The 9,726-nt window shown below is 69.6% G+C and carries 13 protein-coding genes; 8 read left to right on the top strand and 5 right to left on the bottom strand.

From position 1 onward, the window contains the following. The first annotated feature begins 220 nt into the window (after window positions 1-220). From WG209_RS06800 to WG209_RS06790, 3 genes are all read left to right on the top strand, one after another. A complete protein-coding gene (locus WG209_RS06800; protein WP_337174266.1) occupies window positions 221-706 on the top strand; it encodes a metallophosphoesterase family protein in 486 nt (161 codons plus the stop codon). Window positions 707-1,129: 423 nt separating this feature from the next. After that, on the top strand, window positions 1,130-1,363 hold the full coding sequence (locus WG209_RS06795) for a hypothetical protein (RefSeq protein WP_337174265.1): 234 nt from the start codon (window positions 1,130-1,132) through the stop codon (window positions 1,361-1,363). 37 nt (window positions 1,364-1,400) lie between these two features. Next, window positions 1,401-1,667, top strand: a complete 267-nt coding sequence (locus WG209_RS06790; protein WP_337174264.1) for a hypothetical protein — start codon at window positions 1,401-1,403, stop codon at window positions 1,665-1,667. 417 nt (window positions 1,668-2,084) lie between these two features. Here WG209_RS06790 and WG209_RS06785 read toward each other — a convergent pair whose 3' ends face one another. Next, the gene (locus tag WG209_RS06785; protein WP_337174263.1) at window positions 2,085-2,306 is read right to left on the bottom strand and encodes a hypothetical protein; all 222 of its coding nucleotides are present in this window, start codon (window positions 2,304-2,306) and stop codon (window positions 2,085-2,087) included. A gap of 295 nt (window positions 2,307-2,601) precedes the next feature. Between WG209_RS06785 and WG209_RS06780 the strand changes: the two genes are divergently transcribed. Genes WG209_RS06780 through WG209_RS06765 form a run of 4 tightly spaced genes read left to right on the top strand, consistent with a single transcriptional unit; the run spans window position 2,602 to window position 7,094 of the window. Next, entirely contained in the window at window positions 2,602-3,480 is an 879-nt protein-coding gene (locus WG209_RS06780; protein WP_337174262.1) for a carbohydrate kinase, read from the top strand. Window positions 3,481-3,521: 41 nt separating this feature from the next. Continuing rightward, window positions 3,522-4,955, top strand: coding sequence for a sugar porter family MFS transporter (locus WG209_RS06775; protein WP_337174261.1), 1,434 nt, complete (start codon window positions 3,522-3,524; stop codon window positions 4,953-4,955). Further along, window positions 4,952-6,538 carry an alpha-L-arabinofuranosidase C-terminal domain-containing protein gene (locus WG209_RS06770; protein WP_337174260.1) on the top strand — a complete coding sequence of 529 codons (1,587 nt, stop codon included), beginning with the start codon at window positions 4,952-4,954 and terminating at the stop codon, window positions 6,536-6,538. The genes WG209_RS06775 and WG209_RS06770 overlap by 4 nt, the downstream gene beginning before the upstream one ends. A 28-nt stretch (window positions 6,539-6,566) precedes the next feature. Further along, on the top strand, window positions 6,567-7,094 hold the full coding sequence (locus tag WG209_RS06765; protein ID WP_337174259.1) for a hypothetical protein: 528 nt from the start codon (window positions 6,567-6,569) through the stop codon (window positions 7,092-7,094). 21 nt (window positions 7,095-7,115) lie between these two features. Here the strand turns inward: WG209_RS06765 and WG209_RS06760 are convergent, their stop codons facing one another. Further along, window positions 7,116-7,433 carry a contact-dependent growth inhibition system immunity protein gene (locus WG209_RS06760; protein WP_337174258.1) on the bottom strand — a complete coding sequence of 106 codons (318 nt, stop codon included), beginning with the start codon at window positions 7,431-7,433 and terminating at the stop codon, window positions 7,116-7,118. 274 nt (window positions 7,434-7,707) lie between these two features. On the opposite strand from WG209_RS06760, the gene WG209_RS06755 reads away from it, so the two are divergent. Beyond that, on the top strand, window positions 7,708-7,938 hold the full coding sequence (locus WG209_RS06755; protein ID WP_337174257.1) for a LapA family protein: 231 nt from the start codon (window positions 7,708-7,710) through the stop codon (window positions 7,936-7,938). A gap of 66 nt (window positions 7,939-8,004) precedes the next feature. Here WG209_RS06755 and WG209_RS06750 read toward each other — a convergent pair whose 3' ends face one another. The 3 genes from WG209_RS06750 to WG209_RS06740 form a co-directional block, all read right to left on the bottom strand. Next, complete coding sequence (locus WG209_RS06750) at window positions 8,005-9,042, bottom strand: DUF1559 domain-containing protein (RefSeq protein ID WP_337174256.1); 1,038 nt, start codon at window positions 9,040-9,042, stop codon at window positions 8,005-8,007. Window positions 9,043-9,101: 59 nt separating this feature from the next. Next, a complete protein-coding gene (locus tag WG209_RS06745; protein WP_337174255.1) occupies window positions 9,102-9,350 on the bottom strand; it encodes a hypothetical protein in 249 nt (82 codons plus the stop codon). A gap of 136 nt (window positions 9,351-9,486) precedes the next feature. Continuing rightward, window positions 9,487-9,723 (bottom strand): hypothetical protein, encoded by a 237-nt coding sequence (locus WG209_RS06740; RefSeq protein WP_337174254.1) that lies wholly within the window; start codon window positions 9,721-9,723, stop codon window positions 9,487-9,489. Window positions 9,724-9,726 lie beyond the last annotated feature (3 nt).

The raw sequence follows: 9,726 nt of genomic DNA, 5'->3' as shown, positions 1-9,726 counted from the left end.
CCCCCGCGCCCGCCGACGCGGCGGGCGCGGAGCCGAGCCCCGGCGGACGACCGCGTCCCTCTCGACATGACGTGAGGGCTCGGGATGCGGCTGTCCGTTTCGAAGGCTGTCGCTCCACCCTAAATGTACACTCCGACGGCCCCCCTTGCCAGCCCCGTCGCGCGGATTCTCGGCCAGGACGTCTTGCCGCGGGAGGGGCGCGGCGGTCACGATGCATGGCATGCGAATCGGCATCCTTTCCGACACCCATGATCGGGCCGACCGGACGCGGTCGGCCGTGGCGCTCCTGCTGGCCGCCGGCGCGGAGGCGTTGATCCACTGCGGCGACGTCACCACGCCCGACGTCGTGGAGGAGGTCGTGGGGGCCCCGGCCTACTTCGTGCAAGGCAACTGCGATCACGACCCCGACGCCCTGCGGCTGGCGATGCGACGTACTGGGGCGACCTGCCTGGGGCGCGGCGGGGTGATCGAGCTTGGGGGGCGTCGCGTCGCGGTGATCCACGGCGACTCCCCGCGCGACTACGCCCGGCTGACGGCCGAGGAACCGGACTACATTTTCTCCGGCCACACCCACGTCGCCCGCGACGTCCGCGAGGGCCCCACCCGCCACATCAACCCCGGCGCCCTGTACCGCGCCTCGACCTTCACCGTCGGCCTGCTCGACCTCGCCACCGACGAGTACACCTCGCTGACCGTCCCCCGCTGACGGCCCGACTCCGGTTGGCTTCGTTCGTCATCCCGGCGCGGCGTGTGAGTTGACGCAAGAGTTGATGTGGCATTGGTTTAGGCTGGAAATCAGTTGGCTTCGTTCGTCGAAATCGAATGGGCTTCGCGACCCCGTTGTGCCGACGACGGTAGGGGCTCCGGTTTCCCACGCCAGCCGGATCGACAGCCCAACGCATCTCCGCCCCCAGGCCAGGACGGCCCCGAGGAACAACAGGGCGAGTCGGAGGGTGGAGCGGCGGTCGAGGGCGGCGAGCCGGGAGAACCACTGGCATGGGGCTGGCGTCAGACGCGAGGATGTCATCGGGGGTCGGCTCCGCTCGGGACGCCTGGCAGGCTTGGCAATCGTCATCGTCCCGCTCGGGCCGGCCTCGTCTAACTCAATGACCGCCCGGCGGAGGGGGCGATGCAAGGCGACGAGCGATACGAGACCGCCATGGGCAGCGACGTCCATCGCGACGGGATGTTTCTGGAGTTGTGGGAGCGAAACGCGCCTCGTGAGCTGGCGCTCTGGGCGTTCTACTCGGATGCCGATGGCTCGTTCGAGTTCGAGCGATATCGGGATGACGTCCCGCTCGAAGTGGAGGCCTGGTTCCACCAAGAAGCGAGGCGTCGCTTGCCCCCGATGACTGACGCATGATCGTGCCAAGTGCATGGAGTCTCGGAAAGTGCGGACCGTGCCCGACGCCTGGAAGCCGCGACTGAGGCAGTACCTCCGGGAGCGCCGGGGCGAGGATCGCGAACGCCTCTCGGCGGGTGACTTCCCGCCCGGCCAGAGCGTCCTGATTCGGTTCCCCGACGGCTCACATGCCCTCTTTCGATTCGCCTTCGCGATCGCCGACGAGGCAGCCGGAGAGGTCGCCGTGTTCACGGAACACTGCGGATATCACATATTCCCCACCGGCGATGCGGAGGTGGAGACCCTCCAGTCCGTTTCGGGGTAGGCCGGGCCCCGCTCAACGAGAACGGCGAGCGGCGAGAAATCTTCGAGCCGAATGCATCAGGTCGCGGAAAGTACAGGTTAATAGAAACCATGAACTTGATTGCTGCCACGACATCCTCGACGCATCCCGAGATCGCGGAATTTCTCGTCTATCTCCGACGTATGGCCCAACAGGCATCTCGACTGGGACGCCCCTTTCTCTTCGTCCTCTGAAGGGAGATGTGTACGCCAGCGCTCCACCTCCGTCGTTTCGCGGAGTGTCGCCGGCCAGAAACCGACAATTGAGGGGGAGTCGACCCCGCGTCTCGAAGGTGGTGGAGCAACAGGCCGCGACCCGGCTCCAAGATAAGCGTTGGCCCGCGCGAGCTGGGTCTCGACCCAGCCTACGAAGGTAACCGCGCGCCCTTGGATCCTCGGTCTACCTGGAAGGGCCGCCCTGGCGTCCCTGCTCGTCCGCCTTCTCGGGCTCATCCGAATCGACCCGCCCCTGAGGCGTGTAGGAGGGCAACTCCTGGGCGACGTCTTCCCCCGTCGGCTCGTCGCGGCCCTGGGGGGTGTAGCTCGGCATGTCTTCCGGCCGCATCTGTGGCTTCTCGCGTCCGGTCTCGGGGGCCGACGCGTCGGTTTCTCGACTGGGCATGGTTGGCTCCTCATCATGTACGGCGGTCCCGATGGCGGTCGGGCGCCGCGAGCCCGATCCCTCTCGGGGACGAAGCGGGCTGCAAGTCACGTGCCCTGAGGCCCACGCCGGCCTTCACCGCTTCCGGATTGTCAAGGAGCACGACCGTCGGGGGGATGATCCGCGGTCGGGGGGGCGGGATTTCAGAAATCCGGGGAGCCCCGTCGAATCGGCCTCGCGGCTGTGCTAGGGTCGGGCGAGTGCGAGGTCGGGGCCCGCCGCGCTGGGCGGGGCATCCCCGCTCGGGGGAGGGGCGATGAGGAATGTGCTGGCGGTCGGCGAGGTCCTCTGGGATCTGCTGCCGGGCGGGAAGCAGCTCGGCGGCGCGCCTGGGAATTTCGCCCACCACTGCCGATCGCTGGGGGCCGACGCCCGGCTCGTCACGAAGGTCGGCGACGACGACCTCGGGCGCGAGATCCTCGCCCGGTTCGAGGCGCTCGGCCTCCCCACCGACTTCGTCGCGGTCGACCCCGACGCGCCCACGGGGACCGTCGGGGTGGAACTGGACGCCGGCGGCCAGCCGCGATACACGATCCACGAAGGGGTCGCCTGGGACCGGATCGAGGCCGACGAGCGGTCGCTGGCGTTCGCCGCCGAGGCCGACGCCGTCTGCTTCGGAAGCCTGGCCCAGCGCGCGGAGACCTCGCGCGCGGCCATCGGCCGGATCGTCGCCGCGACGAAGCCCGACGCGCTCAGGATCTTCGACGTCAACCTCCGCCCGCCGTTCGTCGACCGCGACGTGATCTCGCGGTCCCTGGTCCTGACGAACGTCCTGAAGCTCAACGACCAGGAGCTGGTCGTCCTGGCCGAGATGTTCGGCGCGGTCGGCGAGCCCCGGGACGTCGTTTCCCGGCTGGCCGGGCGGTTCGGGCTGAAGGCCGTCGCGGTGACGCGCGGGGGCTCCGGCAGCCTGCTGTACCGCGACGGCGAGTGGTCCGACCATCCGGGGACGCCGGTGGAGGTCGTCGACAGCGTCGGCGCGGGGGACTCGTTCACCGCGGCGATGGCGATCGGCCTGCTGGACGGGCTGCCGCTCGACGAGATCAACCGTCGCGCCAACGCCGTCGCCGCGTTCGTCTGCACGCGATCGGGGGGGACGCCCGCGCTCCCCGAGTCGATCGTCCGCGGGCTCTGACCACGTCCGACGCCCCGTCGCCCCCTGGAGTGGAGGTCCGCTTGGAAGCCTCGTTCGATCGTCCGTCGGCCGTCGACCCGGACGGGCCGGGGGCCCGCTCGCTGTCGGGCCTGTTGCTGTTCAGCACGTTCGTCGCCAGCCTGGGGGGCCTGCTGTTCGGGTTCGACGTGGCGATCCTCTCCGGCGCGCTCGACGCGCTGGGGCGGGTCTTCGGGCTGGACGAGACGTCGCTGGGGTTCACGGTCGCGAGCGCCCCGCTGGGGACGGTGATCGGCTCCCTGATCGCGAGCAAGCCGGCCGACGACTGGGGCCGCCGGCCGCTCCTGGCCGTGCTGGCGATCGCCTACCTGATCTCGGCGCTGGGCTGCGCGCTGGCGTGGGACTGGTGGTCGTTCCTGTTCTTCCGGATCCTGGGGGGCGTGGGGGTGGGGGCGGCGTCGGTGATCGCGCCCCTGTACATCGCGGAGATCGCCCCGGCGCGGTATCGGGGCCGGCTGGTGGCGGCCGTGCAGTTCAGCATCGTGCTGGGGATCCTGCTGGCGTTCCTGTCCAACTACGTCATCGCGGGGCTCGGCCTGGGCGAGAACGACTGGCGGTGGATGCTGGGCGTGCAGGCGGCGCCCTCGGCGCTGTTCTTCGTCCTGGCGTTCCTGATCCCGGAGAGCCCCCGGTGGCTGGTGGCGAAGGGGAGGCCAGACGAGGCCCGGCGGGTCCTCCTGAGGATCGGGGCCGACGAGGCCGTCGACGACGAGATCGCCGACATCCAGGAGTCGCTGCGCGAGGCCGACGCCTCGGGCGAGGGCGAGGCCCTGTTCCAGCGCGCCTACCTCCGGCCGATCCTGCTGGCGGTGGCCATCGCGGCGTTCAACCAGCTCTCCGGCATCAACGCGGTGCTCTACTACGCGCCCGCGGTGTTCGAGATGACCGGGGCCGGGAAGGACGCGGCGCTCCTGGGGGCGGTGGCGATCGGGGCGACGAACCTGGTCTTCACGCTGCTGGCGATGACGGTGATCGACCGCTTCGGGAGGCGGTTTCTGCTGCTGGTCGGCTCGATCGGCTACATCCTCAGCCTGGGGACGATCGCCTGGGCGTTCTACACTTACGGGACGAACTTCACGGGGACCGGCGGCCGGATCGTGCTGGGGGCGCTGATGGTCTTCATCGCGTCGCACGCCTTCGGCCAGGGGGCGGTGATCTGGGTGTACATCAGCGAGGTCTTCCCGAACCGCGTCCGGGCCAAGGGCCAGGCGCTGGGGAGCGTGACCCACTGGATCGGGGCGCTGGCGATCACCCAGACGTTCCCGATGATCGCCAGGGCCTCCGGGGGGCACGCCTTCGCCTTCTACGCCGGGATGATGGTGCTCCAGCTCGTCTGGGCGCTGTTCGTCATGCCGGAGACGAAGGGCGTGCCGCTGGAGCAGTTGCAGAAGCAGCTCGGCCTGAAGCCGGGCGAGATCGAAGGGGCCGCGTCATGATCGATCGTCGTGGATTCCTGGGGGCCGCGGGGGCGGGCGCGATCGGTCTCGCGGCGGGGATGCCGCGCGCGAGGGCCAGGGCCGCCACCAGCGCCGGCGCGACGGTCGACGTGCTGCTGGACGAGCCCATCGGCCGGATCCGGCCGGAGATCTACAGCCACTTCACCGAGCACATCGGCGGCGTGATCTACGACGGCATCTGGGTCGGCCCGGACTCCAAGGTGGAGAACGTCGGCGGGATCCGCAAGCAACTCGTCGACTACATGAAGCGGCTGGGCAAGGTCGCGATCCGATGGCCCGGCGGCTGCTTCGCCGACATCTACCACTGGCGCGACGGGATCGGCCCGGTCGAGAAGCGTCCCCGGCGGTTCGGGCGATGGCGGGAGGTGACCGAGCCGAACACGTTCGGCACCCACGAGTTCATGAGGTTCTGCCGGCTCTGCGGCGACGAGCCGTACTTCGCCGCGAACGTCGGCGCGGGGGATCCCACCGAGTTCCAGCACTGGGTCGAATACTGCAACGCCCCGGCGGGCTCGACCACGCTGGCCGACGAGCGCGTTGCCAACGGCGACCGCGACCCGTTCAAGGTGGCGTACTGGGGCGTCGGCAACGAAAGCTGGGGCTGCGGCGGCAAGTTCACCCCCGAGGATTATTGCAAGGAATATCGCCGGTTCACCGAATGGGTCCCCGAGTACGGCGTGAAGCTGAAGCTCGTCGCCGCCGGCCCCAACGGCAACGACCTGGACTGGACGCGCCGGTTCCTCGCGAAGTGGCTCGACGGCGCCCGCGCGCCGTTGCACGCGTTCGCCGCGCACTACTATTGCGGCACCACCGGCCACGCGCTGGAGTTCAGCGTCGACCAGTGGTACGAGATGCTCCACAAGGGCAACTACATGGAGACGCTCGTCCGCGACCAGTGGGCCGCGATGGGCGAGTTCGACCGCGAGCGAAGGGTCAAGCTCATCATCGACGAGTGGGGCGCCTGGCATCCCGAGGGGACCGGGATCAACCCGAACCATCAGTTCGAGCAGATGGGATGCCTGCGCGACGCGCTGGTCGCCGCGCTGACGCTCGACGTGTTCAATCGCCACGCCGACAAGATCGACATGGCGAACGTCGCGCAGCTCATCAACAACATCCACTCGCTGTTCCTGGCCGACGGCGACAGGTTCGTGTGCACGCCGAACTTCCACGTCTTCGAGATGTATCGCCCCCACCACGGCGCGACGAGCGTCCGCGTGGAGGCCCAGGCGCCGGGCGTGTCGTTCAAGGCCGGCGACCGCGAGGAGTCGATCTTCCGCGTCGCCGGCTCGGCCTCGAAGGGGGAGGGCAAGGCCGTCACGCTCACCCTGGTCCACTCCCACGCCTCCGAGCCGCTGGAGGCCGAGATCCGCCTGAAGGGTGCCCAGGCCGCCTCGGTCCGCAAGGTCGTCCTGACGCACGAGGAGCTGAACGCCCACAACACCTTCGACGCGCCCGACGTCGTGGCCCCCGTCGCCTCCGCCACCGACCTGAATGGCGGCGCGTTCCGCGTCGTCCTCGACCCGGCGTCGGTCACGCGCCTGGACGTGACGCTGGCGTGACCCTCCACCCTTCCATCAAGGTGTCTCCATGCTCGCGCTACTCCTGATCGTCGGCTCCACGCTCCAGGCCCCCGCCGCCCCCTCGCAAGACGCGAAGCCCCCCGCCGAGGCGTCCGCGAGGGAGCGGCCGCGGGCCGACGATGCCAAGGCGACCGACGCCCCGGCCGACCCGAAAGAGGCGCTTCGCGAATTCTTCCTCTCGATGATCAAGCAGGACGAGGAGGCGGTCCGCGAGGCCGTCGTGGACGACGAGGACCTTGAGTGGCTCCTGAAGGGCCCCAAGCCTCCCGCGGACCAGTTGGACAAGATCGAGAAGTCCCTGGCCGAGGCCCCGCTCCGCGCGCTGAAGGCCGGCGACGAAGTCACGACCCCGGGGGGCGGCAAGGCCAAGGTCGAGCCGGACGACGTTTCCGACGACCGGGCGTTGATCGTCATGGGCGACGGCCCCCCGCTGCGGCTCCAAAAGGTCGACGGTCGCTGGCGCGTGGACGCCAGGCCGATCATCGCCGCCCGCAAGGCCGCCGCGAAGGCCTCCGCCCGGAAGAAGGCGGGCTGATCGACCTCGCGACCCGGCGGTTCAGGCACGGCCCGCGAGTTGCCGCAACGAGTCCGCCACGCTACCAAGCCAGGCGCGGATCGGCGGGCCGTTCCCATCCGGGTTCGGGTCGAAATAGCAGCCCAATTCCCGGCGGAGCCGGTCGCTCAGCCCGGAATCATCCGGGGACTCGGCCAGGAGCCGGTCCAACTCATCGGCCGCGAGCGTCAACTCGGCCGCCGGTTGACCGCGGCCGAAGTTGCGGACCAGCTCCGGCCAGTCGCGACCTTCCGCGTCCCAGTCCTGATGCATGAACGCCCCGAATAGCTGCTCGAGGCGCGGGTACGCTGATGTGGACATACTCGGGCGATCTCCCCACGCGGCGTTCGTCCGGCCCCGTCGACGCGACGCAAGTCGCGCGCCTCGGCCCCTGATCATCGGGATCACGACCGTGGGTTCCGCCACGGATTCCACGCCGGCCATGAACGAGGCGCGTCGGGCGCGACCCGCGAAGAGTCGCTCGATGTCGGCGGGCTTTGAGGACCATTGCGCCGGCGCGGGAGTTGCATCCTCGCCACGCGGCGTTTCGACCCAAGTCCGTTCGATGTAAGAGGCTTGTGCCGGGGGTGCGACGATGCGATTCATCCAGGGCGTGCTGTTGCTGTTGTTCCTGGGGGCGATCGGGCTGTTCGCGGCGCAGAACACCGGGCCGCTCACCGTCGACTTCGCGACCTGGCGATTCACCGGTCCGGTGGCCCTGATGGCGATCGCGGCGTACGTGCTGGGCATGCTCAGCGGCTGGACGGTGGTCTCGTACCTCTCGCGGTCGATCCGGCGGGTCTCGGAGCGGCCGAGGGACGAGTGACGGCCCTTCGAAACGCGACCGCCCCCGCGACGTCTCGCGGGGGCGGCGCCTCGGCGCGCGGGCCGATCAGTAGCTGTCGGAGCCGACGACCTCCTCGCCGTCGCGGGAGCCGAGCGACATCCAGGTGTTCTGGTTGATCGAGCTCTTGACGAACCGGACCGAGCCGTCCAGGAACAGGACGTTGACCCCGCCGGAGTGGTTGCTCGACGAGATGTGGATGTGGCCGAAGTCGGTCCCGCAGGTGTTCGAGCAGTCCCAGCGGCAGGACGAGAACGAGTACTCGTTGGAGTTCGGCGGGAAGATGATGTTGGTGAGGGTCAGGCCGGGGGAGCCGGTCGACCACGCCAGCCCTTTGTTGGACCCGGCGCCCGGGGTGGTGGCGATGGTCTGCATGCAGGCCTGGGCGTACTGGATCACCTGGGGCAGGATCGTCCGGGCGTCGCGCACCAGCATGTTCGCCGGGGGGTCGCCGCCGGGGACGCCGGAGGCCATGCGCCGCCACCGGATGTTGAGCCGGTTGTTGTCGCCGGTCAGGGCCTCGGCGTGGCTGATGGTGTTCGAGGTGCCGTCGGTGATGTCGGCGACGCTGTAGGCCGTCCGCGCCGGGGCGAAGGGGCCGTTGGTGTTGTCGGCCCAGGGGTTGGTGCCGGTGCCGATCGAGCCGAAGTAGCTGTTGAGGTGGTCCTTGCCGGCGTTGCCGTCGGACGGGCAGAGGAAGCCCGCCACCTTGGCGTTCCAGACCGTCCTGTTCAGCTCCGAGCCCATGCCGTACCAGACGGTCCAGGCGAAGTTGCACGAGTTGTACAGCGGCGTCTGCTCCAGGTAGGGGAGCATCATCGCGTGGGAGCTGAAGGTGCCCCACGTCGTCTGCACGCCCGGGTCGGAGTACGCGATGGCGTTGCCCATCGGGAACGCCCCGACCCCCGAGTGGTAGTTGTGCATGGCCAGGCCGATCTGCTTCATGTTATTGACGCATTGCGACCGGCGGGCGGCCTCGCGGGCGGCCTGCACGGCGGGGAGCAGCAGCGCGATCAGCACGGCGATGATCGCGATCACCACCAGCAGCTCGATCAGCGTGAATCCGCGACGCTTCGCATTCCTCATGGGCCCTGTCCTCTCCTGCGGGAAACATGATGTGATGAAGAAGTCTCGAAACGCGAGCGTCACTCCGGGGCCGCCTCTTCCGCCGGGGGCGCCTCGGGCTTGGCCTCCGCCTTCTTGGAGGCCGCCTTCTTGGAGGACCCCTTCTTGGACTGCATGAACGCCCTCATGGCGTCCTGGGAGTTGCTGTCGGCCCGGATCGCCGCCTCCGAGCGCTCGACCTGGCCGGACTCCGCGGAATCGCCGCAGCCCGAGGAGGCCGCCGAGGCGATGAGGAGCGAGGCCAGCGCGCGCCACGACCTTCGATACATCGATAAACCTTCCTTTCGATGATGGATGGAATCGCGGGCGCCGGCGCATGCACGAGCGCGGCCGCCTCGCGACGGAAGGGAGGCTAATCGAGAGTGGAGACGCCGAAAAACTTAATAGTCGACGGATGGCGCGGGATTAGGCGGGATTCGCGGGCGCGCCGGCGTGGCGTCGGCCGTCGGCGGGGACGCGGGCGTCGGCCGGGGCGGCGCCGGCTCGCTCCTGGGGGCGGTAGGCGTCGGTCGCGGCGAGGCCGATCAGGAAGGCGATCCAGGCGAGGAACAGCGCGACGGCCGCGCGGAAGCGGCGGCGGTCGCGCGGCGAGGGGGAGGGAGGGGGGGCGGCCGCGGGGGCGGATTCGGGCTCGATGCTCACGGG

This window comes from Paludisphaera sp., assembly GCF_037189885.1.
In the GTDB taxonomy this organism is placed as follows: Bacteria; Planctomycetota; Planctomycetia; order Isosphaerales; family Isosphaeraceae; genus Paludisphaera.
Note: the sequence above shows the minus strand (reverse complement) of the source record. Positions and strands in the feature narration are given on the sequence as shown.